We start from the raw sequence: 26,536 nt of genomic DNA, 5'->3' as shown, positions 1-26,536 counted from the left end.
GTATATTGCAAGCATTGTATCTTACTTTTTTGAGATGAAGCATGAATGAGGTCTCTACAAACAATCTCTATCTCCACTACGATATCTTTGGCGCTGAGCATGAAAATACCATTCTATTAATTTCAGGATTAGGTACTCAGATGATTCATTGGCGTGATTTATTCTGTCAAATGCTTGCTAAAAGAGGCTTTCGAGTCATTCGGTTTGATAATCGAGATGTTGGCTTGTCAACACATTTGCATGATCAACCCGCTCCAGAGTTGAGTGATCTGATCCATGCCACCCAAAATGGCGAGAACATTAAGATTGCTTATACGCTTCACGATATGGTTGAAGATACAGTGGGATTACTTGATGCTTTAGCAATTGATCAAGTCCACATTATTGGACGCTCTATGGGTGGGATGATTGCCCAACTGATGGCAAGTACTTACCCCCAAAGAGTCAAGACCTTGATATCCATTATGTCGAGTACAGGAAACCCAGCGCTTCCAAGTGCCCAAGCTGATGTTATAGAGCTGCTCACCCGCCCCAGTCCAGATCCACATTTGAATAAGACTGATTTTTTTCTGCATAAACTGCATTTTGCAAAATATATTTCGAGCCCTCGATTTAGTTTTGACGAAAATGCGTATTTAAAACTTATTTCAGAGGAATATGACCGCAATTACGATCCAGATGGACTAAAAAGGCAAATTGCTGCAATTGCAGCAACTGGTGATATTCGCTCATACCTCGCCCGCATCGTTGCCCCGACACTGGTGATTCATGGCACAGAGGATTTATTAATCCCGATTGCATGCGGCCAAGATAGCGCAAAGTCTATTTCTGGTGCAAAGCTATTAACAATTGAGGGTATGGGACATGATTTGCCAACTGATCTCTATCAATTCATCATCGATGCGATTGCTGCCCATATCCAACAAGCAAGGCATTACCGAGATCAGTAATAAACCGACCGACCAACAATCGCACAATGCGATACACCGATTTAAAATAAAATGCTTAAAAAATCCATTAGCAGCAGAAATAAAAAGCCGATTTGAAAACAAATCGGCTTTTTAAGATCAAGACAATAAATTCAAAACTTATTTCTTGTCAGCTTTAAAGCTATCTTTCAGATCCAGAATACGGTTGAACACTGGTTTGTCTGCTTGATGATCATGTTGATCCGCAACAAAATAACCTTCACGTTCAAACTGGAAACGATCTTCAGGTTTTGCTTGTGCTAAAGCTGGCTCAATCACCGCTTGAACCACTTGCAATGATTCTGGGTTTAAATGTGCAAGGAAATCATCATCTGCATCTGGTGCTGCTTCGTTAAACAAACGATCGTAAATACGCACTTCCGCAGGTACACCTTTGGTTGCAGAGACCCAATGAACAACCCCTTTCACCTTGCGGCCTTCAGGGTTTTTACCTAAAGTTTCAGGGTCAATTGAACATTTAAGTTCGATCACTTCACCATTGGCATCTTTAATTACTTCATCACACTTAATCACATAAGCATGACGTAAACGCACTTCACCATCAGGAATCAGACGTTTAAAGCCTTTCGGTGGTACTTCTTCAAAATCTTTACGATCAATATAAAGTTCACGTGTTAACGGAATAATACGTTCGCCCATATCCACGTTTGGATGACGTGCACGAGTGAGATCCAATTCTTCAGGTAAATTGGTCAATGTCACTTTCAATGGATTCAGTACTGCCATGCCACGTGCTGCGGTATTTTCCAATGACTGACGAATACAGAACTCCAGCATTGCCACATCAACAATACCATCCGTTTTCGATACACCAACACGCTTACAGAAATCGCGTAAACCTTCTGCGGTAAAACCACGACGACGCATCCCAACAACTGTTGGCATACGTGGATCGTCCCAGCCCTGTACATGCTGACCTTCAACCAATTTACGTAATTTACGTTTAGAGGTAATGGTGTAATCGATGTTTAAACGAGAAGACTCGTACTGACGTGGTACAGCTTGCGAGTGAACTTTTTCTACAATCCAGTCATAGAATGGACGATGATCTTGGAATTCTAAAGTACAGAGTGAATGGGTAATACCTTCAATCGCATCAGACAATGGATGAGCGTAGTCATACATTGGGTACATTTTCCATTTATCACCAGTTTGGTGATGTTCTGAATGCAGTACACGATAAAGAATCGGATCACGCATATGCACATTTGGGCTTGCCATGTCGATTTTGGCACGAAGTACAGCACCGCCCTCTTGAATTTCACCATTACGCATTTGTTCAAAACGCGCAAGATTTTCTGCAACAGTCGCATCACGATAAGGTGAGTTTTTACCTGGCTCAACGAAATTACCACGGTTCAACTTAATTTCTTCTGGGGTTTGTAGATCAACATAAGCATCACCTTGTTCAATCAACTGAACAGCCCATGCATAAAGTTGGTCAAAATAACCAGAAGCATAGCGAGGCTCGCCATTCCAGTTAAAACCTAACCATTTCACATCATTGGCAATACCATCAACATATTCTTGTTCTTCGGCATCTGGGTTAGTATCGTCAAAACGTAAATTACATAAACCTTCAAATTCTTCGGCAATACCAAAATTCAAACAAATTGCTTTGACATGACCAATGTGTAGGTAACCATTTGGCTCAGGCGGGAAACGAGTTACAACTTTTTGGGTACGACCTTCTTTTAAATCATCGGTAATGACTTGACGTACAAAGTCTAAGCCTGCCTGTTGTTCTTGCTGCACGGCATCGACAGAGGCATGGGTATTCGGCGTCGGGGTCTTTGGCAGTTCAGAAACAACATCATTTGGCTTCATAGGGTGTAAATCACTTCTTACAGTTAAAAATGGGAAATAAAAACGCAATCTTTACTATTTATGAAAGATTTTAACGTTTTTTACTTGCCTTGTAGTTTACAGTTTGCTTATGCTTCTCTCAACCAAAAACCCATGGTCAATTTGCCCATGTTTAGGAGATTAATGTAATGAGTTTTCCTCAAGTCGAATTAAACACCAACAAAGGTCGTATTGTTCTTGAGCTTAACGCTGAAAAAGCACCAAAAACGGTTGCAAATTTCTTAGAATATGTACGTGACGGTTTCTATGACGGCGTAATTTTCCACCGCGTGATTGATGGTTTTATGATCCAAGGCGGTGGCATGGATGAAAACTTCAAAGAAAAAGCAACACGTGACTCAATCGAAAATGAAGCTGACAACGGCTTAAGCAACGATGAAGGCACAATTGCAATGGCGCGTACTCAAGCTCCACACTCTGCATCTGCTCAATTCTTTATCAATGTTAAAAACAACTCTTTCTTAAACCATACTGGTAAAACAGCGCAAGGCTGGGGTTATGCAGTATTTGGTAAAGTTGTTGAAGGTCTTGATATTGTAGAAGCGATCAAAGGCGTACGTACAGGTAACCGTGGTTATCACGCAGACGTTCCTTTAGAGAACGTTGTAATTGAATCTGCTAAAATTATTTCTGAATAAGAATCTCCCCTAACCCCTCTTTTAAAAGAGGGGAAACTCCTCCCGTTACAAAGGGAGGTTGGGAGGGATTATAAAATAGGATAAAAGTGTGACCTACCTGTTTATCTCAGATCTACATTTGTCACCTGATCACCCTCGACTCGTTCGAGGGTTTTTAGCTTTATTGAAACAATATCAGGATAAAAACACGCAACTCTATATTTTGGGTGATTGGTTTAATGCTTGGATTGGTGATGATTACACTGCCCCATGGTTAGATGAAATTGTCAGTGCTTTGCAAAAATTCACCGCAGCGAACAACCAAATTTATTTCCAAGTCGGTAATCGTGATTTTGCCTTAGGTCAAAAGTTCTTAAAACAATTTAATGGGATTTTGCTCCCTGACATATATACCTTAAATATTCAGCAGCATACCTTCCGACTGGAACATGGCGATGCACTCTGTACCGATGATGTTGCTTATCAACGTTTTCGCAAAGTGATTCGTAACCCCGTATTATTGGGGCTAATAAAACGCACTCCATTGAGCTTTAGACAAAAACTTGCTAATGGTTTCCGTAAAAAAAGTAGCGAAACCAAACAGCTGAAAAGTTATGACATTATGGATGTTAATGCTCAAGCAGTAGAATCCGTGATTGAACACGTTGATTATTTAATTCACGGCCATACCCATCGTCCAGAGATTCACCATGTCCTGAATAAACAACGTATTGTGTTAGGAGATTGGCGAGCAGATTCAGCTTGGATTTTAGAGCTCAATGAGCAAGAAAATTATCAATTAGATTTTAAACAGTGGTTCTATTAGTTAATCACTCTTTAACTGATCTTAACGACTTCTTTTATCTCTTCATATTTTTATCTCAGCCATTCATTAATAAATTATTGCCTTACACTTGGATAAAAGTTTTAGTCGCTTTAAGCATCTTGTACTTCGCTAAACCTTCAATCGGTCATCTCCTTACGCTTGATCAGAGCTTTAATCGCTCTAACCCACTCATATACGACTTAAATCTATATAGAAATCACATTTAGCTACTTTTCGTGAAATTTAGATCAAGTAAAATAAATTAAATTTTAAAATCGAGTGAATGACGGATGGATACTTTAGCTACAGCAAAAACACGTTACGCCACAAAAGCTTATGATGCAGAGAAAAAAATTCCTCAAGCACAGTTTGAGAAATTGTTAGAAATTTTACGTTTCAGCCCTTCTTCGGTAAATATTCAACCTTGGCACTTCTTGGTTGCTGAATCTGATCAAGCAAAGCAGCGTATCGCATCGGCATTGACTGGCAATTATGTGTATAACGCGGCCAAAGTTCTCAATTCTTCACATACCTTAGTATTTTGCACACGTACTGATATTTCTGCTGAATACCTAGAGCAATTATTACAGCAAGATGATGCCAGTGGCCGTTTTAAAGATGAAACTGCCAAACAAGGACAACGTGCCACCCGTTCTGGTTATGTTGAGTTCTATCGTAATGAACTGAAAAATCTTCCGGCATGGATGGAAAACCAGACCTACCTTGCACTTGGACAACTGCTTTTTGCTGCGGGTCTAGAAGGAATCGATGCAACACCTATGGAAGGGTTTGATAGAGAACTCATGAATAAAGAATTTGGTTTAGCTGAAAAAGGCTTAAATGCCTCTGTAATTGTTGCACTCGGTTATCGCAGTGACAGTGATTTCAATGCCAAACTGCCGAAATCACGACTACCGGATGAAGTGGTTTTTACTCGTCTATAACAGCACTTATTGGATGAACGCCCTAATGATAACTAGTTAAACCTTATTATTAGGGCTTAACATTACGCATTCGTATTGATTTGAGATTGACTTAAAACAGTCTGGTCTAATTCTTCAAAGAAGACCTTCAGATCATCGGCCTGAATAAAATCTGCTTTAAATAGCATTGAGATTTGGACATCATCAATCCCACAATAGGCAAAAATTCCTTCCACAATTTGTTTATGAATCGCTTGTGTATAACCGTGCCGATCAAACCCAGATTGCGTTCCTGCTGCAGTCCCAATCAATTTGACTAGAGTATTTTTTAAAGTACCCAATAGATTCCCCTGTTCATCGTATTTATAGGCCCAGTCCTGACTAAATACACGTTCAAACCAGCCCTTTAAGAAAGCAGGAATCGACCACCAATACACAGGAAAAATAAAATAGACAATATCCGCACGATCAAAGCGCGCTTGTTCAAATTGGACATCTGCGTCCAAAGCTTGACGACCACGATAAGCTTCAATATCAGAAAGCGTCATCGCAGTTTGAAAACCTTCCTTATATAAATCGGCAATTTCTACTGAAATACCCTTTCCAGTTAAATCATGAGAAATATGCTGTGCAATCTGATGAGAAAGTGATTGTGTATCTGGATGCGTTATAACAATCAAAGCATGCTGGAGTTTATTTGAATTAGACATAGATCAATTCCGAATAGATGATTCACACAAGTTACCAATAGTAACTTATGCTGTCAACTCGGTTTTTGCTGCCTATATTTAGATCGCTGAATAATCTTGTAAAATAACTAAAAGTGAATTTTCCATCACCTGCTGTGCAGTCAGTGCATCAATTTGATTTTTACTTGCTGCTGTCGATACCGTTTCAATCAAGCCCATGATCGCGATCACGATCGCTTCACCCTCTTTTCCATCCAATTGAATAAATGGATGGATGCTTTGTTTAAAAATTTCTGTGAACTTTTGCTGACATTGCTGAAAATAGTTTTGCAAGATATCACTACCAGACAAAGCAGCAATGACCAATCCAACCTCCGGACCCGTTGAGATAAAACAACTTAAATAAGCGTCGCAAAAAATATGAATGGTTTGTTGTAAGTTTTTTGCTTCGGCAGCTAAAGACCGATTAAGCTCTGCAGTTTGTTTATCATCAAACTCCTGATAAATCGAAATCAGTAACCCTTCGCGGTCAATAAAATGTCGATATGCAATTGGCTTAGTAATACCAGCTTGCTCTGCTAAATATCCTAGGGTTAGGGCTTCTACACCCTGAGTTCGAATAATTGAACGGGCCACCTGCAACAGTTGCTGTCTGCGCTCTTCTTTACTCAGTCTCTTACCAGTCATAATTTTACTTCCATCAAATTTAACCAAATCGCTTTACATCATTGCTTTGGCTAAACACAGGACTGCAACCACACCACAGATCAATCCAATCCAAGTATACGCTTTTAAGCGTTCTTTAAATAATACAACACCACTAAGAACACCAAGTACCACGACAAGAATATTCATACCCGCAAAAACAATGGCTGGCGTTTCTTTGAAAATCATATGTGCTTTGACATATAAGGCAATATTGGCAAAATTGAGTACACCTAAAAATAAACCTGTAAAAATATTTTTAGGCTGCCAATTGGGTTGAGTAATTGCGATATAAGCGATGGATAAAATAAAGGCTGCAATAAACGTTAAATTCAGTGTGACTGCAAACTGTAAACCTAGACTACTACTGTATTTAAGTAATATATCGACAGCAGCATAACCGGCCCATACGCTAAACAAAAACAAGGCTGATTTTAAATTCATGCCTTTACTAGCCTGCTCTGTGGCCTGTCCGATAATAATCGCTAAAATCGCAATGATGCCCAGTACGACGCCAATTAATTTTAATTGGCTAAACTGCTCCCCGAAAATAAAATAGGCAGCTAATAACGACAGTATGACTGCAAGCCGCTGAGCAATTTCCGTTTTCAGGATACCTGCAAATTGCAAAGACTTCGCCAAACATAAAAATATGCTGGGTAATAACACAGCTAAAATAAGAATTAACCACCAAGGGGTATGATTCAAAGAGATATGCGTAATATCGGTTTTAAACCAATAAAAACATAAAAGGCTTGCGCTCAAATAATTCCACGCAATCATTTGAAAAACATCAAATCCCTTTGCTTTTAGGTATTTCAGCAAAATTGAGACCAATACACTACAACATGCCGCAGCAACAACCATTTCCATAGTATTTATTCTAGCTTTCTAATAGACAAAAAAATGCCAGTCTAGCGTGAGACTGGCATTTTCTTAAAGATCATCGATCAATTAACGATTGTTTTCGTCTTCTTGACCATCTTCGAATTTAGTTTCGCCATCAAAGCCACCTTGATGACCAAAGCCACCTTGACCACCGAAGCCGCCTTGACCACCGAAGCCACCTTGACCACCGAAGCCGCCACCTTGACCGCCGAAGCCGCCTTGACCACCGAAGCCACCTTGACCGCCGAAGCCACCTTGACCGCCGAAGCCGCCACCTTGACCACCGAAGCCACCAGCAGCGCCTTGACCACCGAAGCCACCAGTAGCACCTTGTGCAGGGAAGCCACCAGCAGTACCTTGAGCACCAGCAGGACGTGGGTTACGCGCAGGAACAACTGTAGAAATCGCGTGTTTATAAACCATTTGACTTACAGTGTTTTTCAACAAAACAACATATTGGTCAAATGACTCAATATGACCCTGCAATTTGATACCGTTTACAAGGAAAATAGAAACTGGAATACGTTCTTTACGGAGAGAATTTAAGAACGGATCTTGTAAAGTTTGACCTTTAGACATTTTTAACTCCAAAAAATTTTTAAATCAGCGCAAAAAAACTATCTTTATTTTTCAACTAAAAATTATAAAAAGACAGCCTGCGAATTTTGCTTTATCCAAAGAAGTTTCGCAAGTCTTCTTTCGCCTGCTTTATCGTCACGTAAGTTTTAAAATCGTGTATTTCTTGCAAAGAACGTAACCATGTGTATTGACGTTTAGCTAATTGCCTCGTCGCAAAAAGGGCTTTGTTCTCCATTTCTACTTTATTTTTGAGACTTAAGTCACTTTTTAGTAAAAAATCTAAAGCTTGACGATAACCAACAGACCGCATAGACGGTAAATCATCATTTAAATCGTATTTTTTAATCAATTCCTCTACTTCATTCAAAAAACCAATATTCCACATTTTGCTCAATCTTTGCTCAATGCGTTGATGTAATTCTAAACGATCTGGCATTAATGCGTAGTTATGAAATATGTAACGATATGGTTGATTTTTAGGTTGTTCAGCTTGTAGTTTTGTTATCGGTTCACCCGTGATTCGAAACACTTCAAGCGCACGAATGATGCGCTGCTTATCCGATACTTTAAACTTTTCTCCAGCAACAGGATCTACCTCAACCAACTCTTCGTAGACAGATTGCCACCCCTGTTGTTCAGCTTGCTGAAGAATGGCATCACGTATCGTTTGATCCGCATTGGGTAAATTACTTGCCAGACCTTCAAGCAAGGCTTTAAAGTACAACATGGTTCCGCCCACCAAGATTGGGGTTTTGCCACGGGCATGCATATCATCAATCAATGGGCAAACATCTTCAACAAATTGTGCCGCCGAATACACCTCTAAAGGCGTAATAATATCAATCAAATGATGCGGATATTGCTCTTGTTCTGCTTTGGTTGGCTTCGCTGTGCCGATATCCATATCTTTATAAACTAAAGCTGAATCGACTGAAATCAGTTCGCAATTTCCACGCTCATAAAGTTCACATGCCAATGCTGTTTTACCGCTTGCGGTAGGCCCCATTAAATTGATGACGGGCAATTGATTTGACATGTAAAACTACTCTCCTCGAGCAAATAATTTATCTAATTGATGGAGTGGAAACGCACGCCAAGTTGGACGCCCATGATTACATTGGCTGGCAAACTCGGTTTGTTCCATTTGACGTAATAAAGCATTCATTTCCGATAAACTTAACTGGCGATGTGCACGCACAGCACCGTGGCAAGCCATCCCAGCGAGCAATTCATCACGTTTTTGCAATAAACCTCTCGCTTCATCATTTGGATCAAGATCATTTAGCAGTTCTGGGATAAGGTTGCTAAAATCAGCCTTATGCAAAATCGCAGGGACACCACGCACAATCACTTGATCATCACCATATTGATCGACTTCTAAACCGAGCCGTTGCAATTGTGATTGTAAATCTTCGATACGTGTCGCTTGCATGCGTGTGATAGATACAATTTTTGGAATCAATAACTGCTGAGACGTCCAAAACTCAGGTTTATCCCATGCTGACTTCATTTGTTGCAACAAGATACGTTCATGTGCCGCATGCATATCGACAATAATCAGGCCTTCAGTATTTTGCGCCAGAATATAAATCCCATGCAGTTGTGCAATTGCAATCCCTAAAGGAAATTCATCTACACGTGATGGAGCTTGATCATTTCCATCTTCTGCATCTTCACGTAAAGGCGCCAAATAACTTTTGAGTGCATTATTCAAGTGCGCAGAACCGTTATAACGTGGTTCTTGTGGTGTTGAATTGTAGTGCACTGCTTGTGGACGACTTTGATTAAATTCAGTCAATAAATCAGTCGACACAGCCACTTGCTGATTGACTTGAGGTTCTGCTTCTACCGTCGCACGATGTAAATTAAATTGTTCTTGGTATTTTGGCTGTGGTTGATAATTAAAATGATCATCCGCCGCATCTGTTTTCATTGCCTGTGCTAAATCTGCACTTGCAGTCTGAAATTGAGACAAGGTTGCTTTGGCATAGTGACGTACAAATTCATGCACTTCACGCTGGTTTAAAAAGCGGATTTCATGCTTGGTCGGATGCACATTCACATCGATATTTTCAGGATCGACTTCTAAAAACAACAAATAGGAGGAATGTTGATGACCATGCAAAATTCCGTCATAGGCCATACGTAAAGCGTGTGAAATGGTTTTATCTTTGACAATACGACCATTCACATACACATATTGCATGTCAGCTTGTGCACGTGCATCCGAAGGATGTCCCAACCAGCCAGATAAGCGCATATTGATACTGTCTGAATCGATCCAGTACGCATTTTGGATAAATTGCTGGCCTAATAACTGTTGCACACGCTGATAGCGTAATTCACCACTGTCAGCGACAGGCAGGTTTAAACGAATATTATCGTTATGTTCTAGCACAAAACGAATATCGAAATGGGTTAAAGCCAGACGGCGAACAATTTCTTCAATATGATTAAATTCAGTGGTTGGTTTTTTTAAGAATTTACGGCGTGCAGGCACATTAAAAAATAAATCTTGTACGCGAATATGCGTGCCTTTTTGTGCAGCGACTGCCTGAATTTGTTGATGATCAAAAGCCGTACCATTCACTTCAACTTGATAGCCGACACCTTGCTCATCTTGACTACTGGTCAGGGTTAAGCGTGATACGGCTGCAATTGACGCTAAAGCCTCTCCACGAAATCCCAGACTCACAATTGCATGTAAGTCATCAGCAGTTTGAATTTTACTGGTGGCATGACGCATCACCGCTAAAGGTAAATCTTCTGCATGAATACCATTACCATTATCAATGATTTCAATTAACGTTGCCCCCCCCTGTGCAACTCGAATAATCAGTTCAGTTGCACCCGCATCAATTGAGTTTTCTAATAATTCTTTGACCACAGATGATGGACGTTCAATTACCTCACCCGCCGCAATCTGGTTGGCTAAGGCAGCATCAAGGGTATGAATACGACGAGTTGAATCATGCGCCATTCAATTGTTCCTGCAAAGTTTGAGATAAAGCTTCAGACTCTGTGGTTAAAGTCACAAATCGAGTCAGTTCATCTTCTGATTTTTGAATATCAATCACAATATCTGGTTTTGGAATTTCATCACCACCTTTCGATGGCCATTCAAATAAAAATAAAGCATCGGGTGTTTCCAGATAATCACGGATACCCATTAACTCAAGTTCATAGGGATCATTCAAACGATACAGGTCAAAATGGAAGATCTCTTTACCATGAATGGTATAAGGTTCAACCAAGGTATAAGTCGGACTTTTGACCGAACCTTGATGCCCTAACTTTTGTAGAAAGTAACGGGTAAACGTGGTTTTTCCTGCACCCAAATCACCAATTAAATAAATAATGCCTGAGTGCACATGTTGTGATAGCACCTGTGCAAAACGTTGAGTGTCTTGTTCATGATTTAAAGTAAATTTCACTGAAGATGACATGGCAAATAAAACAAAATTGGGATGGCAGCTATGATAACATTGCCCTGCTTTAAAGCCTAATAAACTCCTTTTAAACTGGCTTTTTTTTCATCGTTTATACCGAGTCGATATCGCTGTATGTCATCAATCATTGAATTTACGCCTCCGCTCATTAATGGTGTCAGTGCCAGTAAAGTTTTTTTGCCTCATGACGTTTCGGCATCGACCATTTTTGATTATCTCTGCCAACATTTTTCACATATTCAAGTTAGCGAATGGCAACAGCGTTTTGCAGATGAGCTGATTTATGCGGCAGATGGCACCAAGCTCACAGTAGAAAGCCGCTATACAGCCAATACTCATATTTTTTATTATCGTTTTCTTGCGCATGAAGTCCATGTGCCATTTCAACATGAAATCCTATTTGAAAATGATGATTTACTTGTCGTCGATAAACCACACTTTTTGACCATGACACCAACGGGGCAATATGTACAAGAAACCCTCTTGGTCAGACTGAAAAAACAAACAGGCTACGAAGATCTCACCCCCATCCATCGACTTGATCGAGAAACAGCCGGTGTGGTTTTATTCTGTAAAAAAGCCACCTCAAGAGGTGCGTATCAGCAGCTTTTTGCCGAACGAAAAGTGCAAAAAACCTATCATGCCATTGCAAAATATCGACCTGAACTGGATTTTCCACAAATTTTGCAACTACATTTAGAAAAAGGTCAGCCTTTTTATACGATGCAAATTAACCCTGAAAAACCCAATAATACTGAGACTTTAATTGAACTGTTAATGCATGATCAGCAGCATGCCAAATATAAACTTAGTCCCAAAACAGGAAAGCAGCACCAATTACGCGTGCATTTAAATTATCTGAATATTCCGATACTTAACGATTCTTTTTACCCTTATATTGAGCATAAAGCAGAGGATGATTTTAGTCAGCCATTGCAGCTACTTGCCAAAGAAATTTGGTTTATTGATCCGATTCTAAATCAAGAAATGCAGTTTAGCTCTAAGCTTGAACTCACATTGTAAATACACCGTAATGACAAAAATTCTATTTTTTCACTTCAAAAATATTGAAATTACATTGCAATGGTTTAAAATACATGACGATAACTAAAAATATTTGGTCTCATTCTTCATGCGAAAAACAGAAGTTTATCAGGTTCGCCTCGATTCACAGGAAAAGAAGCAAGCTTTTGCCGTGTTTAAACAGTTGGGTATCTCCCCTGCTCAAGCCGTTCGCCTTTTCTTTAAACAAGTGGTACTCACCAAGTCGATTCCATTTGCAATTGAAAACCAGAACATCAACATGGAACAGTTATTAAAACTGCGTAAATCAAAAGCAGCCGCCAGTACTGAAAACCCATCTTCTGTCGAAATTGAAGATGATCATGAAGACCTTTTTGAAGAGTTAAACGCCCTTCTTGGTGAAAGTGACAAAACTTAACAATGTTGCATTTATAAACAAGTTTTTATTTTTTAAGCTGAATTTTTTTCGCTATTCTGACAGTCCTAATAAAATTATAAGTGTAAGGATGGGCAGGAATGATTGTTAAGCGAGCAACAAAGGAAGATCTTCATCAACTTGCTGTCTTGTTTGACGAATACCGTCAGTTCTACGGTGCATCATCAAATATTGATCAATCTTATCAATTTTTAAAACATCGCTTTGACAACAAAGACAGTGTCATTTTCATTCATGTTAAAGATGACGTATTTACAGGCTTTGTACTACTCTACCTTGCTTTTTCTTCAGTGGCTTGCGAAACCTACTATATTCTCGATGATGTCTATGTCACTCCTTCTTATCGAAAACAAGGTTCCGCTAAACAACTGATTGATACAGCGATCTTATTCGCACGGCATGAAAATGCACAACGTATCAGCCTAGAAACGCAAAAAAATAATTATCAATCTCACCGTCTATACGAACAAATGGGCTTTATTCAAGACAGTGAGTTCAAAACCTTTCATTGTTTTTTAAAGTAATCATTCATCTAAAGCAATATTCTGACTTAGCTGCTTCTGCGAAGGAGTTAAATAGGTCCATTCACCTTCCTCCAACTCAGGAAGTTCAAGTAAACCCACTTGATGTCGATGTAAGACCTCAACTTTATTTCCAACAGCTGCCAGCATACGTTTGACTTGATGGTAAACACCTTGGTGAATGGTCATTGCAATTTGATGTTCTGAGAATAATTGTACATCGGTGGCTGCATAGGTGCCTTTCTCATTACGCAGTTCGACACCTTGCTCTAAGCCATGTTGCTGTTCAGCTGTAACTGGATCTGCTGTGGTCACATGATAAACTTTGGGTACATGTTTACGTGGATGCGTCAATGCTTGTAGATATTGCCCATCATCGGTCAGCAATAATAGACCTGTTGTATCTTGGTCTAAACGCCCCACGCATTGAATCCCACGATGCAGCAAAATTTCAGGAAAAAGACTAAATACACTTTTATGATGTGTCGCCTGATGCGAACATTCATAGCCTTGCGGTTTATTTAAAACAATATAGACGTGCTCTCGATATTGGTATTCTTCACCAAATACTTCAAAGACCAGTTGATCGGTATTGATATTCTGTTTCGGGTTATCACAGACTTGATTATCAATCTGAACAGAACCATTTTTAATTAACTGCTGACAATACTTACGTGAACCAAAGCCTTGTGATTGCAAAATTTTTTCCAGCAGCATAAATAAATCCTAAGCTAAACTACGGCCATTGTACTCGATTACAACGCTAGCTGTTGCTCGTTGCCTATTCATTCTTTATTTTTATAATTTATTCACAATCTCTTCACTTGTAATACAACCCATACAAAACCCTCGTCAAACACTCTCAATCTAGATATTGCGCTCCATATTTTCAGCCACAACTCTTGTTACATTTGTCACAAGCAAAAAGAATATTGTCCAAAAGAATGGATAAGGAGTTTCACCATGAAATCGAATATGTGGTTATGTAGCGTTATCTTAGCAGCATCTTCAATGATGACCGTTGCACATGCAGACAATACCACTCGTGTTGCTGCAACCTCTGCCCTAGGCAGTGTGGTTGGTACCGCCTTGGGAAAACAACTTGGTGGTGATACAGGTGCCATGATTGGCTCTGCAATCGGTGGTGCTGGCGGTGCAGCTGCATCGAGTAATCGACGCGACCGTACCGAAGCTGCCATTGGTGGTGGTTTAGGTGGTGTGGGTGGTTATACCGTTGGCCGTAATATCGGCGGAAGCAATGGTGGTTATATTGGTGCAGCCCTAGGCGCAGCTGGTGGTTCGGCATTAGGTCAAAAGGTTGGTCAAGACCGTGATGCAGATCGACGTTATGATGATCGTCGCTATGACCGCCGTTATGATAATCGCCGTTCTTACGATGACCGTCGCTATTACAATTCTCGTGAAAGCTACCGTCATGACAATGGCCGCCACCGTGGCTGGTACAAACACCGTTAATCAGATCAAAACGTTTTACCCCTTTAGCGCCCTCGGGCGCTTTTTTTGTTTGATCAAAACCATATATCGATCTAAAACGATATACAAAACCAAACTTATATCGTATTATTTCGATATATAGTTTTGAGACACCATGATGAAATCACTACAAGATATAAAATTCTCTATCCTAGAACTCGCTCCTGTTCGAGATGACAAGAGTATCGAGTTTTCTCTCCGTCATGCATTAGAACTCGCGCAACATGCGGAAAAACTAGGTTATGAGCGTTTTTGGTTGGCTGAACATCATAATATGGACGGGATTGCCAGTTCAGCAACAGCAGTTTTATTAGGATTTATTGCCGCAAATACGCAGCACATCCGTTTGGGCTCTGGCGGTATCATGCTGCCAAACCATGCACCATTGGTGGTTGCAGAGCAGTTTGGAACACTAGCCACACTCTATCCAGACCGTTTTGAACTCGGCTTGGGTCGTGCACCAGGCACAGATCAAATGACCATGCGCGCCTTACGTCGCGGCCGTCAGGAAACTGAAGATCAATTCCCTCAAGATGTGATAGAGATTCTGCAATATTTTAAAGCACCGCAACCGAATCAGAGAATTATCGCCACACCAGGTCAAAATACCCATGTGCCTGTTTGGTTACTCGGCTCAAGTTTATTTAGCGCACAATTGGCCGCAAAACTTGGACTGCCTTATTCTTTTGCGTCTCATTTTGCACCAAGAATGTTAGGTCAAGCTATTGAGATCTATCGTGATAACTTCCAAGCTTCGGAATACCTCGATAAACCTTATGTTTCAATGGGTGTCCCAACAGTCGTTGCTGCAACAGATGAGGAAGCTCAATATCTGGCGACCAGTTCATATCAACGTATTTTGAATCTGATCCGCGGTCATAGCTTAAAGCTTAAACCACCGATTGATTCAACTGAAAGTCTTGCATCTAGCGCTGAACAAGTGGCAATTCAGAATTTTTATGCCATGGCACAAATTGGTTCTCAAGAAAGTGTTAAAGCTGGATTAAATAAAATTGCAGCGCAATATGATGTCGATGAATTCATCTTTACTTGTGATATCTACGATACGCAAAAACGCTTAGATAATTTTAGTTTATTGATGGATATTAAAAACAGCTAAATCTTTGGCTTAAGTCTACAAGGTTCATTTCCCAATCAGCCTTGTAGATTCACCATCCATTTAAATTCCAGCTTGGAGCATCTCTGTTGCTTGTTCTACATTCACAGCTCGGCTAAATAAATAGCCCTGTCCGATTGAGCATCCAGAAGATTTTAAGAGTTCTAATTGTTCAGTGTTCTCAATACCTTCCGCAACAATATCCAATGACAGTTTTGGCCCCAAAGCGATGATCGCCTGTACAATGGCTAAAATCGCCTCATCATCATTCATTTGACGAATAAAATCGCAGTCAATTTTTAAACAATCTACTGGGTAGTCCCGTAAACGGGTTAAAGAGGAATGTCCCGTACCGAAGTCATCCAATGATATTTTAACGCCTTGTTGTTTCAATAAATTTAATGCTCGAATCACATAGTCAGAACCACGATCATCCAAGATATGTTCAGTAATTTCTATTTCTACTAAATGATGTGGAATGTTGTAGGCGTTTAAACGGTGGAGTAAACGCTCAGCATAATTGTCTTTCAGAAACTCGACTGGTGCTGCATTGATTGAAACAGGAACAACATCCAATCCTTGTGCTATCCAGGCTGCAATATTTTTAAAAACTTTATTCTGCATTGCATCACTAATTTTTGTTGCCAGAATATAGTCTTGAAATGCTTGTTCAATATTACAAGGTGAATGGATATGCTGATCTTCCGTCTGCCAACGCAATAATGCCTCGAAACCAACCACCTTCGCATCTGCTAAACGCACTTTCGGCTGGTAAAATGGGACGATAAGATCATCACGAATAATATGGCGCGCATCATTTAATTGAATTGCAATGTTTTGAGCCGCAACTTGCATCTGCTGGTTAAACATACGAAAACCACCACGTCCCGTCGCTTTCAAATCATTGAGCGCAGTATCTGCGCATTTCATTAAATTAGCTGAGTCTTTTGCATCTCGTGGATAAATCGCACAACCGATACTCATACTGCCATTAATCAAATTGCCAGCATAAGTAATCGGGGCTTCTAACTGTCGACTCACATCCACAGCTATTTTTTCAAGCTCTACTTGTGTCTCAATTCCATTGACGACAATAGCAAACTCATCACCGCCTAAACGAGCGACAAAAGTGTTTTCAGGCAAAATGTTTTCTATTCGCTTAGACAGAACACGGAGTAGATGATCTCCAGCTGCATGGCCAAGCGTATCATTGACATGTTTAAAGTAATCTAAATCTAGCAACATCAAGCCGAGTAACTTCTTGCCTTTTTTATGTCGATGTAATGCACGCTTAAGTTGTAATTTGAAGAAACGACGGTTATATAACCCTGTTAAATCGTCTAACTCACTCGAAAGCTGTAATTGGATTTCAGTTTGGCGTTGTGTGGTCACATCGCGAGACAGACACAAAACCTGCACGATCTGGCCCTTATCATTTAATATCGGCGTGAGTAAATTATCCCAATATTGTCTTTCAGCCCCTTCTCCACTCATCCCACGGAAACGCGCAGCCTTCCCTTTAAGTGCCGTTTTTAAGGCATAACTTGCCTTGGTTCTTATTTCCACAGGTAACAGCTCGGCCCACTTCATGCCAAAGCTATTTTGGCTTTGAGGAAGATTAAGTGCGATACATCCCGTTTTATTGACATGCAGTAAAGAGCCATCTGCTTCTAATAATTTTATGCAATCAATACTATTATCCAGCATGTTGGTTTGGGCATTAATACACTGAACTAAGTTTTGTTGATACTGCTTGGTTTCATGGATATCAACGCTATTGATAAACCAATGTGCTTTTTCTTCTGAATTCGCCGCTATAAATTTTGCTGACAATAAAAACCAGCGATATGCACCAGACTGATGTTTTAATCGGCATTCAATTTGAAATGGGGACTTATAGATAAATGCCTGCTGCCACTCACTTTGGAAGATTGCTCTATCCTCAGAATGGATTAAATCGACCCAGTCTTTTGCAAAATGTTCTAGGTCGTTAAAACCAATATACTCTTGGCTTAAACTATTAAAAAAATACGCATCTCCATACTCAGAGAGCAGCCAGACCAGACTCGGAATACGGTTAAAAATATTTTGTTGGGCCTCACTCAGTTGATGGTTAGAGTGAAAAGGAATTGCCAAGTTCACAGACTTCTGTTCCAAACAGAACTCTCTCTATCAAGATATTCAGTTGCAATAAAAGCCATAGACCACCAACAATAAAAAGTGAGATTTAAATCACAGTATTGTAGCAGAAATGCAATAAAATTATCACCAATTGCAGACTGATCAGTTAGATTTACTTTATTATTTAATATCAATTATTTACTTTAAATTCACGATATTTGTCAAACTTTCTTTAAGAAAATGATCTAAAAAATTACAGACTACCCCATCCAGATGACTGAGGTAGTCAGGCCTGATTAGCCAATACGACGTTTTAAACCCGTCATTTGTAAGACACGTGTTGAGATTTCCTCAATCGACATTTCCGTGACATTTAAATATTTAATCCCTTCAGAAATATAGATCCCTTCAATCGCACGTAATTCCATCTGACACTGGCTGAAACTTGAATAGCGGCTATTCGCTTTACGTTCGTTACGGATTGCCACCAAACGTTCGGCATCAATCATCAAACCAAATAGCTTGTTTTTATGTTCGCGCAGTACTTTTGGCAAACGATTGTCATCCAAATCTTCTTCAGTCAATGGATAGTTCGCTACACGAATACCAAATTGTAATGACAAATAAATTGAGGTCGGGGTTTTTCCTGAACGTGATACGCCAATTAAAATAATGTCAGCTTTGTCATAATGGCGTGTTCTTGCCCCATCATCATTGTCCAGTGCGAAATGTACGGCATCGATACGCGCTTTATAATATTCAGAATCAGTTACCGCATGAGTTTGTCCAACCAAAGTGGTCGGTGGCGTACCTAATTCTTGTTCTAATTTACTAATCAAGCCTTCAAAAACGTCTAAGTTGACCGCCTTAGCAGTATTGATAATTTCACGGACATGCGGATCAACCAAGGTATCAAAAACTAGCGGCAAAGAACCATCACGACTTTGACATGCATTGATCTCTACAGCGACATTCATAGCCGCCTCTTCAGTCGTAATATACGGTATAATATGGATGTCAAAATCAACGTTTGGAAATTGCGCAAGTAGTGAATGTCCAAGGGTTTCTGCGGTAATTGCGGTACCATCTGAAATAAAAAAAACGCTCCGTTTAATTTCTTTACTTACGGGCATCAAAATTCTCCTTAAACATTTGTCTTAGTGCTCTATAATCTTTATAGTAAACTCATCTAACATGACTGTCGCTTAGTAAAACACTAAATCTAAGCACTTTTGTATAATTTCATACCAATGATGGTCATTCATACTGCAAAAAAAGTGGAGTAAATACTTTGGAAGCGCGCGTAATCGGTCTGGAAAAATTAGGAAAACACGATGTCGAACTCGTAGGTGGGAAAAACTCATCTTTGGGTGAAATGATCAGCCATTTATCCAATGCTGGTGTATCGGTACCTGGTGGCTTTGCAACTACTGCTGCTGCCTATCGTGAGTTCTTGGATCAAAGCGGCTTAAACGCTCGTATTCAGGCTGAACTTGTTCAGCTAAATGTAGAAGATGTAAATGCACTTGCTGAAACTGGTGCAAAAATCCGTAACTGGATTGTTGAAACTCCGCTTACTGCGACATTAGAACAAGAAATTCGTGAAGCTTTTGCTGCACTTTCAAACGGCAACCCAGACATTGCTGTTGCGGTACGTTCTTCTGCAACGGCTGAAGACTTACCTGATGCGTCTTTCGCAGGTCAACAAGAAACATTCCTCAACATTCGCGGTATTGATAATATTCTTATCGCGATTAAAGAAGTTTTTGCATCACTTTATAATGACCGTGCGATTGCTTACCGTGTACACCAAGGCTTTGAACATAGTGTTGTTGCCCTTTCTGCTGGTGTACAACGTATGGTTCGCTCTGAAACTGGTGCTGCGGGCGTTATGTTTACGCTTGATACAGAATCAGGTTTCCGTGATGTTGTGTTTATTACTGCATCTTACGGTTTAGGCGAAATGGTCGTTCAAGGTGCTGTAAACCCAGATGAATTCTATTTATCTAAACCGCTTTTAAATGCAGGTAAACACTCTGTTTTACGTCGTAACCTCGGTTCTAAACACCAGAAAATGATTTATGGTGAAGAAGGTTCTGCGGGTAAATCAGTGGTTGTGGTTGACGTTGAAAAACCAGAACGCCAACAATTCGCATTAAATGATCACGAATTACACGAATTAGCAAAGCAAGCTTTAATCATCGAACAACACTACGGCTCGCCGATGGATATCGAATGGGCAAAAGATGGCGATGATGGTCAAATCTATATTGTTCAAGCACGTCCTGAAACAGTAAAAAGCCGTCAAAATGTCGGTACCATGGAACGGTATTTGTTAAAACAACGCGGTACTGTTATCTGTGAAGGTCGTTCAATCGGTCAACGCATTGGTTCAGGTAAAGTGCGTGTTGTAACGTCGATTAAAGAAATGGATAAGGTTCAGGACGGTGACGTACTTGTATCTGACATGACTGACCCAGATTGGGAACCAGTGATGAAGCGTGCTGCTGCAATCGTGACCAACCGTGGTGGTCGTACTTGTCACGCAGCAATTATTGCACGTGAATTAGGTGTTCCAGCAATCGTGGGTTGTGGTAATGCAACAGAAGTACTGACTGATGGTCAAGAAGTAACAGTTTCATGTGCTGAAGGTGATACTGGCTTCATCTATGAAGGTGCATTAGATTTCGAAGTACAACGTAATTCGATTAATTCAATGCCTTCATTACCATTCAAAATCATGATGAACGTTGGTAACCCTGACCGTGCTTTTGACTTCGCTCAAATCCCGAATGAAGGTATTGGTCTTGCACGTCTTGAGTTCATCATTAACCGTATGATCGGTGTGCATCCTAAAGCATTGTTAAACATTGACAGCTTGCCACGCGAAACACGTGCTGCCGTTATGGCGCGTACTTCTGGCTACTCTTCTCCAATCGAATTTTATGTCGAGAAGTTAGTTGAAGGTATTTCAACACTTGCTGCTGCATTTGCAGAAAAGCCAGTGATTGTTCGTATGTCTGATTTTAAATCGAATGAATATGCAAACTTGATTGGCGGTAAGCTATACGAGCCAGAAGAAGAAAACCCAATGTTGGGCTTCCGTGGTGCGAGTCGTTATGTATCTGATAACTTCCGTGACTGTTTTGAACTTGAATGTCGTGCCTTGAAAAAAGCACGTGATGAAATGGGTTTAACCAATATCCAAATCATGATCCCATTCGTGCGTACAGTTTCTGAAGCGAAACGTGTGATCGAACTTCTTGCTCAGAATGGTTTAAAACGTGGTGAGAATGGCCTCAAAGTCATCATGATGTGTGAATTACCAACCAATGCCCTATTGGCTGAGCAATTCCTTGAGCACTTCGATGGTTTCTCTATCGGTTCAAACGACTTAACACAATTAACACTGGGTCTTGACCGTGACTCTGGTATCGTATCTCACTTATTCGATGAGCGTGATCCAGCAGTTAAAGCGCTCCTTTCTATGGCAATTCATGCTTGCCGCAAAGCAGGAAAATACGTTGGTATTTGTGGTCAAGGTCCTTCGGATCACCCTGACCTTGCGAAGTGGCTCATGGAACAAGGTATTGAATCTGTGTCACTTAACCCTGACTCAGTACTTGATACTTGGTTCTTCCTTGCTGAAGAACAAATCAAGAAAGCCTAGTCTTTTTTAGAAAAAGACCCTCTTTCGCAGGGTCTTTTTTCATCGTAGGGTCTGTTGAGATTTCAGAGATACTTGCGACAACGGACATTTTTAGACAATACAAGGCATGGCTTACGCAATTTAGCCATTCTAAATAATGAGCAGCGATTGCAGCTGCGCAAGATAACGCAGTAGTGGCAAAAATGTCCTTGTCCCGTAGGGTTATGGCTAAAACCTCCCCAAACTTCGTTATGAAACTTGACAAGGGAACTGCCATTGTCTACGTTTCATGCCTTGTTTGGGTTGTTTTAGCCTATAACGCCAGACATGTCTGAAATGTCAACACACCCTTGTAATTGAGATTTTAAAATTATGCAAATTTACTTGGCTCGTAATAATCAACAAGCAGGACCTTACAGTTTAGAACAAGTAAACCAAATGCTTGCCAGTCAACAAGTTTTATTGACCGATTTAGCTTGGCATGAAGGTATGGCTGAATGGAAAACACTTGGTGAACTGACACAAGGTAAACTTGTCTACGAACCTGTAGGTTACTCTCCTTTTAGTGCTCAAATTAAAACTGAAACGAACGAACCAACTTACAAAATCAAAGTCGAGCAAAAAGCACCTGAACTCGCACCTTTTCATTCACGTGCGCTAGCGAAAGTTTTTGATCTCATCCTTTGGCTACCGATGGCTTCTATCCCATCTTTCTTTTTTAATGAAAGCCAATACCAAGAGTTGTTTGAAATTCAAAAACAGATGCAAGCCACCCAAATTGCATCTGATAAAGCAGTAGAATTACAGCATCAATTGATGCAGCTAATTCCAAATGAAGCATGGATAATGATCTTTGCTTACCTCATTATCATGCTCATGATTCAGGCGTTCTTTATTGCAAAATCAGGCCAGAGTATTGGTAAAAAAATCGCCAAGATTAAAATTGTGGATGTCGAAACATCAGAAAAAGTCAGCACAATTCGGGCCTTTTGGTTGAGAAGCGTGTTCTTTATCATTCTCAATTTGATCCTTGTCCCAATCATTACCGTGATTGATTATGCTTTATTCGCATTTACCAAAAATCGTCAAACTTTGCACGATAAAATGGCAAAAACTAAGGTCATTAAGCAGTAATCACAAATCGATAAACAAAAGAGGATTTATTCCTCTTTTTTTATGTATTAAGCTGATATCTATATAAAAAACACAGATGCAAATAACAATCCCTACAAAATAAATCGGGTTTTAAAACAAGTATTTCACACGACTTTATGAGTAGCTTAGTTTTTCAATATAAGGCATAATGCCCAACAACGTTGCGGTGTCGCGTGATTGCTAAGCATTTTTTAACCAATCCTTATCAATCACGCGACACTTTAATCGCTATCCCATAATTTTAATTAGGGAATGGGACTCTTCACCGAGGTTGTAAAATGAGACAAACGATTTTAGCTGTATTGTCTTTATCAACGATGGCTGCGCTCTTGACTGGGTGTGGCGGTGATATGGTACTTCTAAACAATAAAGGTCCAGTTGGTCAAGGTCAAAGTAACCTGATGATGACTGCGATCTATTTAATGCTATTGGTGGTGATTCCATCAATCATTATGGCATTATGGTTTGGTTGGAAATATCGCGCATCGAATAAAGATGCAGACTATAAACCTACTTGGGCACACTCAACGACAATTGAGATCGTTGTATGGGGTGTACCTGTCATTATTATTGGTATTTTAGCTTGGTTAACTTGGTGGGGTTCCCACAAGTACGACCCTTACCGTCCGTTAGAATCAGATAAAGCACCATTGACTATTCAAGCTGTCGCTGAACAGTTCAAGTGGATTTTTATCTATCCTGAGCAAAACATTGCAACGGTAAACGAAGTACGCTTCCCAGAACAAACACCAGTAAGCTTTAAGATCACTTCTAACTTCACGATGAACTCGTTCTTCATCCCACAGTTAGGCGGTCAGATTTACGCAATGGCTGGTATGCAAACTCACCTTCACCTATTAGCCGACGAACCAGGTATCTTCCGTGGTTTCTCAGCAAACTATTCAGGTTACGGTTTCTCACAAATGCGCTTTAAAGCACATAGCGTGACTGAACCAGAATTTGCACAATGGGTAGAAGCAGTGAAAGCTGGTAATGGTACAAGTATTAACCCTGAAGCAATTCAAAAAGGCACACTTGACCAAGCTGAGTTAGCAACGCTTAAAGATGGCGATCGTTCTAAGCATCAGATCGAGCATTTAGTGAATCGTGCTAAAGCTGCTGGTGATGAAGAAGCACTTGCAAAAGCTGAAGCGATGAAACCGTTCCCGACTAAGCCACACCCAGTGACTTATTACTCATCAGTTGAGCCAAAATTGTTTGAAACAATCATCAACCACTACATGAGTAACTATCACGGTGCTGACCATTCTGCTGGACATGATGCAACGGCAGAAACTCATGCTGCAGCAGAACACGCTGCTCAAGGGGAATAAGACATGGATATGATTTTTGGTAAATTGGGGTGGGATTCTATCCCGACTGAACCCCTTGTACTTGTCACCATGGTCTTTATGGCACTTGGTGCAATTGCTGTATTAGGCGGTATTACCTATTTCAAGAAATGGGGATATTTGTGGAACGAATGGTTTATCACTGTAGACCATAAAAAGATTGGTATCATGTATATCATCGTATCTGTAGTCATGCTGTTGCGTGGCTTCGCCGATGCGATCATGATGCGTCTACAACTTTTCCTCGCGAAAGGCGGCGGCGAAGGTTACTTACACCCTGACCACTACGACCAGATCTTCACCGCGCACGGTGTCATCATGATCTTCTTCGTAGCAATGGGTCTTGTTGTTGGTATGATGAACATCTCTGTACCTTTACAGATTGGTGCTCGTGACGTTGCCTTCCCATTATTAAACTCTTTAAGCTTCTGGTTATTCGCTGGTGCTGCTGGTTTAATGATGCTTTCACTTGTATTAGGTGAATTTGCTGCGACTGGTTGGATGGCTTACCCTCCTCTATCTGGCATTCAATATTCTCCTGGTGTTGGTGTTGACTACTATATCTGGGCACTTCAGGTTTCTGGTCTAGGTACGCTTTTATCTGGTGTTAACTTCTTTGTTACCATCATCAAAATGCGTGCACCTGGCATGAAATTAATGGACATGCCTATTTTCACGTGGACTTCACTTTGTACGGCTGTATTAATCATTGCATCATTCCCTGTATTAACAGGTACGCTTGCAATGCTTACTTTAGACCGTTACTTCGGCTTCCATTTCTTCACAAATGAGCTTGGCGGTAGCCCAATGCTTTATGTGAACTTGATTTGGACATGGGGTCACCCTGAAGTATATATCTTAGTATTACCAGCATTTGGTTTATACTCAGAAATCGTTGCAACCTTCTCTCGTAAAGCGTTGTTCGGTTATAAGTCAATGGTGTATGCGACGATTGCGATTACTGTACTTGCGTTTGTTGTATGGCTTCACCACTTCTTCACCATGGGTGCTGGTGCGAACGTTAACGCGTTCTTCGGTATCATGACCATGGTTATTGCGATTCCTACAGGTGTGAAAATCTTCTCTTGGTTATTCACAATGTATAAAGGTCGCATCACCTATACTACTCCTATGTTATGGACGCTTGGCTTCCTTGTAACATTCGGTATCGGTGGTTTAACTGGTGTACTTATGGCTGTTCCACCTGCGGACTTCCTTGTACACAACTCATTATTCTTGATCGCTCACTTCCATAACGTAATTATCGGTGGTGTGGTGTTTGGTATGTTTGCCGGCATCATCTTCTACTGGCCGAAAATGTTTGGTTGGAAGCTCAACGAAGCATGGGGTAAAGCTGCGTTCTGGTTCTGGTTCATTGGTTTCTATTTTGCATTCATGCCACTTTATATCCTTGGTTTCATGGGTATGACGCGTCGTTTGAATACATATGACAACCCTGAGTGGGATCCATACTTAGCGATTGCATTGTTTGGTGCTGTCCTTATCGCGATCGGTATTGCATGTTTCTTAATGCAAATCATCGTTGGTTTCTTACAACGTAAGGACAACATGGACCATACAGGCGATCCATGGGATAGCCGTACCCTTGAATGGGCAACGTCATCTCCTGCTCCGTTCTATAACTTTGCGCATGAACCAGATGCTAGCGGCGTTGACCGTTTCTGGACTGACAAAGAAAATGGTGTAGCATACGCACGTAACACTAAATATGAAGACATCCACATGCCGACTGATCGTGCTGCTGGTTTTGTCATTGCAATGTTCATTACAATTCTTGGCTTTGCACTCATCTGGCATATTTGGTGGCTCGCTGTTGTTTCATTCGTTTCAGCTATTGTTAGCTTGATCGTAAGCTCATTCACGAAGAATGTTGATTACTACGTTCCTGCTGCTGAAGTTGAGCGTATTGAAAACGAACGCTATGCATTACTTGAAAAACACTTGAAGAAGGACTAAGGAAATGGCTGAAGTACTTCATCACGACAACCACGGCCACGATGGTCATCATGAACATGATGATACTGACTTAACGGTCTTTGGTTTCTGGACATACTTGATGAGTGACTTGATTCTTTTCGGATCACTCTTCATTGCGTTCGCTGTATTAAGCAGTCAT

The 26,536-nt window shown here is 40.5% G+C and carries 24 protein-coding genes and 1 pseudogene; 14 read left to right on the top strand and 11 right to left on the bottom strand.

The window, feature by feature from the left end; translation table 11 throughout:
* Window positions 1–41 precede the first annotated feature (41 nt).
* The gene (locus tag B2727_RS01010; protein WP_033134547.1) at window positions 42–950 is read left to right on the top strand and encodes an alpha/beta fold hydrolase; all 909 of its coding nucleotides are present in this window, start codon (window positions 42–44) and stop codon (window positions 948–950) included.
* A 138-nt stretch (window positions 951–1,088) separates the two neighbouring features.
* On the opposite strand, the gene B2727_RS01005 is transcribed toward B2727_RS01010, so the two are convergent.
* Window positions 1,089–2,816, bottom strand: coding sequence for a glutamine--tRNA ligase/YqeY domain fusion protein (locus B2727_RS01005; RefSeq protein ID WP_033134546.1), 1,728 nt, complete (start codon window positions 2,814–2,816; stop codon window positions 1,089–1,091).
* A gap of 167 nt (window positions 2,817–2,983) precedes the next feature.
* Here B2727_RS01005 and B2727_RS01000 point away from each other — a divergent pair, with 167 nt between their 5' ends.
* From B2727_RS01000 to nfsB, 3 genes are all read left to right on the top strand, one after another.
* Window positions 2,984–3,493, top strand: coding sequence for a peptidylprolyl isomerase (locus B2727_RS01000; RefSeq protein WP_004661403.1), 510 nt, complete (start codon window positions 2,984–2,986; stop codon window positions 3,491–3,493).
* An 88-nt stretch (window positions 3,494–3,581) separates the two neighbouring features.
* Complete coding sequence (locus B2727_RS00995) at window positions 3,582–4,298, top strand: UDP-2,3-diacylglucosamine diphosphatase (protein ID WP_033134545.1); 717 nt, start codon at window positions 3,582–3,584, stop codon at window positions 4,296–4,298.
* A 290-nt stretch (window positions 4,299–4,588) separates the two neighbouring features.
* A complete protein-coding gene (gene nfsB / locus B2727_RS00990; protein ID WP_033134544.1) occupies window positions 4,589–5,242 on the top strand; it encodes an oxygen-insensitive NAD(P)H nitroreductase in 654 nt (217 codons plus the stop codon).
* Window positions 5,243–5,304: 62 nt separating this feature from the next.
* Here the strand turns inward: nfsB and B2727_RS00985 are convergent, their stop codons facing one another.
* From B2727_RS00985 to tsaE, 7 genes are all read right to left on the bottom strand, one after another.
* Window positions 5,305–5,931: an NAD(P)H-dependent oxidoreductase gene (locus tag B2727_RS00985; RefSeq protein ID WP_033134543.1), complete on the bottom strand. Its 627-nt coding sequence runs from the start codon at window positions 5,929–5,931 to the stop codon at window positions 5,305–5,307.
* Window positions 5,932–6,009: 78 nt separating this feature from the next.
* Window positions 6,010–6,597, bottom strand: coding sequence for a TetR/AcrR family transcriptional regulator (locus B2727_RS00980; RefSeq protein ID WP_004806053.1), 588 nt, complete (start codon window positions 6,595–6,597; stop codon window positions 6,010–6,012).
* Between the two features lie 33 nt (window positions 6,598–6,630).
* Window positions 6,631–7,488: an EamA family transporter gene (locus B2727_RS00975; protein ID WP_033134542.1), complete on the bottom strand. Its 858-nt coding sequence runs from the start codon at window positions 7,486–7,488 to the stop codon at window positions 6,631–6,633.
* An 81-nt stretch (window positions 7,489–7,569) separates the two neighbouring features.
* Entirely contained in the window at window positions 7,570–8,082 is a 513-nt protein-coding gene (hfq, locus tag B2727_RS00970; protein ID WP_241345129.1) for an RNA chaperone Hfq, read from the bottom strand.
* Window positions 8,083–8,173: 91 nt separating this feature from the next.
* Window positions 8,174–9,118: a tRNA (adenosine(37)-N6)-dimethylallyltransferase MiaA gene (miaA, locus tag B2727_RS00965; RefSeq protein WP_033134823.1), complete on the bottom strand. Its 945-nt coding sequence runs from the start codon at window positions 9,116–9,118 to the stop codon at window positions 8,174–8,176.
* A 6-nt stretch (window positions 9,119–9,124) separates the two neighbouring features.
* Window positions 9,125–11,062: a DNA mismatch repair endonuclease MutL gene (gene mutL, locus B2727_RS00960; RefSeq protein ID WP_005322209.1), complete on the bottom strand. Its 1,938-nt coding sequence runs from the start codon at window positions 11,060–11,062 to the stop codon at window positions 9,125–9,127.
* Window positions 11,052–11,528 carry a tRNA (adenosine(37)-N6)-threonylcarbamoyltransferase complex ATPase subunit type 1 TsaE gene (gene tsaE / locus B2727_RS00955; protein ID WP_033134824.1) on the bottom strand — a complete coding sequence of 159 codons (477 nt, stop codon included), beginning with the start codon at window positions 11,526–11,528 and terminating at the stop codon, window positions 11,052–11,054. Before tsaE ends, mutL begins: the two co-directional genes overlap by 11 nt.
* A gap of 117 nt (window positions 11,529–11,645) precedes the next feature.
* On the opposite strand from tsaE, the gene B2727_RS00950 reads away from it, so the two are divergent.
* From B2727_RS00950 to B2727_RS00940, 3 genes are all read left to right on the top strand, one after another.
* The gene (locus tag B2727_RS00950) at window positions 11,646–12,554 is read left to right on the top strand and encodes a pseudouridine synthase (protein WP_033134825.1); all 909 of its coding nucleotides are present in this window, start codon (window positions 11,646–11,648) and stop codon (window positions 12,552–12,554) included.
* Between the two features lie 109 nt (window positions 12,555–12,663).
* Window positions 12,664–12,972 carry a type II toxin-antitoxin system RelB/DinJ family antitoxin gene (locus tag B2727_RS00945; RefSeq protein WP_005152044.1) on the top strand — a complete coding sequence of 103 codons (309 nt, stop codon included), beginning with the start codon at window positions 12,664–12,666 and terminating at the stop codon, window positions 12,970–12,972.
* Window positions 12,973–13,070: 98 nt separating this feature from the next.
* Entirely contained in the window at window positions 13,071–13,514 is a 444-nt protein-coding gene (locus B2727_RS00940; RefSeq protein WP_005204693.1) for a GNAT family N-acetyltransferase, read from the top strand.
* Here the strand turns inward: B2727_RS00940 and B2727_RS00935 are convergent, their stop codons facing one another.
* Window positions 13,515–14,228, bottom strand: coding sequence for a pseudouridine synthase (locus tag B2727_RS00935; RefSeq protein WP_033134826.1), 714 nt, complete (start codon window positions 14,226–14,228; stop codon window positions 13,515–13,517). It abuts the gene before it with no gap.
* Between the two features lie 246 nt (window positions 14,229–14,474).
* Between B2727_RS00935 and B2727_RS00930 the strand changes: the two genes are divergently transcribed.
* Both B2727_RS00930 and B2727_RS00925 read left to right on the top strand, forming a co-directional pair.
* Window positions 14,475–14,987, top strand: coding sequence for a glycine zipper domain-containing protein (locus B2727_RS00930; protein WP_241345130.1), 513 nt, complete (start codon window positions 14,475–14,477; stop codon window positions 14,985–14,987).
* 136 nt (window positions 14,988–15,123) lie between these two features.
* Window positions 15,124–16,125 (top strand): LLM class flavin-dependent oxidoreductase, encoded by a 1,002-nt coding sequence (locus tag B2727_RS00925; RefSeq protein WP_162180586.1) that lies wholly within the window; start codon window positions 15,124–15,126, stop codon window positions 16,123–16,125.
* A gap of 60 nt (window positions 16,126–16,185) precedes the next feature.
* On the opposite strand, the gene B2727_RS00920 is transcribed toward B2727_RS00925, so the two are convergent.
* Together B2727_RS00920 and ppsR are read right to left on the bottom strand one after the other, a co-directional pair.
* A complete protein-coding gene (locus B2727_RS00920; protein WP_005322200.1) occupies window positions 16,186–18,264 on the bottom strand; it encodes a sensor domain-containing protein in 2,079 nt (692 codons plus the stop codon).
* A gap of 275 nt (window positions 18,265–18,539) precedes the next feature.
* Window positions 18,540–19,376 carry a posphoenolpyruvate synthetase regulatory kinase/phosphorylase PpsR gene (gene ppsR / locus B2727_RS00915; protein WP_004806023.1) on the bottom strand — a complete coding sequence of 279 codons (837 nt, stop codon included), beginning with the start codon at window positions 19,374–19,376 and terminating at the stop codon, window positions 18,540–18,542.
* A gap of 158 nt (window positions 19,377–19,534) precedes the next feature.
* Between ppsR and ppsA the strand changes: the two genes are divergently transcribed.
* From ppsA to B2727_RS00890, 5 genes and pseudogenes are all read left to right on the top strand, one after another.
* A complete protein-coding gene (ppsA, locus tag B2727_RS00910) occupies window positions 19,535–21,913 on the top strand; it encodes a phosphoenolpyruvate synthase (RefSeq protein WP_004806022.1) in 2,379 nt (792 codons plus the stop codon).
* 351 nt (window positions 21,914–22,264) lie between these two features.
* Window positions 22,265–23,026: an RDD family protein gene (locus B2727_RS00905; protein WP_033133677.1), complete on the top strand. Its 762-nt coding sequence runs from the start codon at window positions 22,265–22,267 to the stop codon at window positions 23,024–23,026.
* A gap of 299 nt (window positions 23,027–23,325) precedes the next feature.
* Window positions 23,326–24,381 (top strand): ubiquinol oxidase subunit II, encoded by a 1,056-nt coding sequence (cyoA, locus tag B2727_RS00900; protein ID WP_004654397.1) that lies wholly within the window; start codon window positions 23,326–23,328, stop codon window positions 24,379–24,381.
* Window positions 24,382–24,384: 3 nt separating this feature from the next.
* The gene (gene cyoB / locus B2727_RS00895) at window positions 24,385–26,376 is read left to right on the top strand and encodes a cytochrome o ubiquinol oxidase subunit I (RefSeq protein ID WP_004806017.1); all 1,992 of its coding nucleotides are present in this window, start codon (window positions 24,385–24,387) and stop codon (window positions 26,374–26,376) included.
* Between the two features lie 4 nt (window positions 26,377–26,380).
* Window positions 26,381–26,536: pseudogene (locus tag B2727_RS00890) on the top strand (cytochrome o ubiquinol oxidase subunit III); the annotation flags it as partial.

This window comes from Acinetobacter sp. UBA991 (genome assembly GCF_002292065.1).
Lineage (GTDB): Bacteria > Pseudomonadota > Gammaproteobacteria > Pseudomonadales > Moraxellaceae > Acinetobacter > Acinetobacter higginsii.
This window is presented reverse-complemented; position numbering and strand designations above follow the sequence as displayed.

Coding starts and splice junctions, on each gene's coding strand:
- B2727_RS00975 (WP_033134542.1), bottom strand. CDS start 7,488: ATGGAAATGGTTGTTGCTGCGGCATGTTGTAGTGTATTGGTCTCAATT.
- nfsB (WP_033134544.1), top strand. CDS start 4,589: ATGGATACTTTAGCTACAGCAAAAACACGTTACGCCACAAAAGCTTAT.
- B2727_RS01010 (WP_033134547.1), top strand. CDS start 42: ATGAATGAGGTCTCTACAAACAATCTCTATCTCCACTACGATATCTTT.
- miaA (WP_033134823.1), bottom strand. CDS start 9,118: ATGTCAAATCAATTGCCCGTCATCAATTTAATGGGGCCTACCGCAAGC.
- B2727_RS00940 (WP_005204693.1), top strand. CDS start 13,071: ATGATTGTTAAGCGAGCAACAAAGGAAGATCTTCATCAACTTGCTGTC.
- cyoA (WP_004654397.1), top strand. CDS start 23,326: ATGAGACAAACGATTTTAGCTGTATTGTCTTTATCAACGATGGCTGCG.
- mutL (WP_005322209.1), bottom strand. CDS start 11,062: ATGGCGCATGATTCAACTCGTCGTATTCATACCCTTGATGCTGCCTTA.
- B2727_RS00985 (WP_033134543.1), bottom strand. CDS start 5,931: ATGTCTAATTCAAATAAACTCCAGCATGCTTTGATTGTTATAACGCAT.
- B2727_RS01000 (WP_004661403.1), top strand. CDS start 2,984: ATGAGTTTTCCTCAAGTCGAATTAAACACCAACAAAGGTCGTATTGTT.
- B2727_RS00945 (WP_005152044.1), top strand. CDS start 12,664: ATGCGAAAAACAGAAGTTTATCAGGTTCGCCTCGATTCACAGGAAAAG.
- B2727_RS00950 (WP_033134825.1), top strand. CDS start 11,646: ATGTCATCAATCATTGAATTTACGCCTCCGCTCATTAATGGTGTCAGT.
- B2727_RS01005 (WP_033134546.1), bottom strand. CDS start 2,816: ATGAAGCCAAATGATGTTGTTTCTGAACTGCCAAAGACCCCGACGCCG.
- ppsR (WP_004806023.1), bottom strand. CDS start 19,376: ATGCCCGTAAGTAAAGAAATTAAACGGAGCGTTTTTTTTATTTCAGAT.
- B2727_RS00980 (WP_004806053.1), bottom strand. CDS start 6,597: ATGACTGGTAAGAGACTGAGTAAAGAAGAGCGCAGACAGCAACTGTTG.
- B2727_RS00935 (WP_033134826.1), bottom strand. CDS start 14,228: ATGCTGCTGGAAAAAATTTTGCAATCACAAGGCTTTGGTTCACGTAAG.
- cyoB (WP_004806017.1), top strand. CDS start 24,385: ATGGATATGATTTTTGGTAAATTGGGGTGGGATTCTATCCCGACTGAA.
- hfq (WP_241345129.1), bottom strand. CDS start 8,082: ATGTCTAAAGGTCAAACTTTACAAGATCCGTTCTTAAATTCTCTCCGT.
- tsaE (WP_033134824.1), bottom strand. CDS start 11,528: ATGTCATCTTCAGTGAAATTTACTTTAAATCATGAACAAGACACTCAA.
- B2727_RS00930 (WP_241345130.1), top strand. CDS start 14,475: ATGAAATCGAATATGTGGTTATGTAGCGTTATCTTAGCAGCATCTTCA.
- B2727_RS00905 (WP_033133677.1), top strand. CDS start 22,265: ATGCAAATTTACTTGGCTCGTAATAATCAACAAGCAGGACCTTACAGT.
- B2727_RS00925 (WP_162180586.1), top strand. CDS start 15,124: ATGAAATCACTACAAGATATAAAATTCTCTATCCTAGAACTCGCTCCT.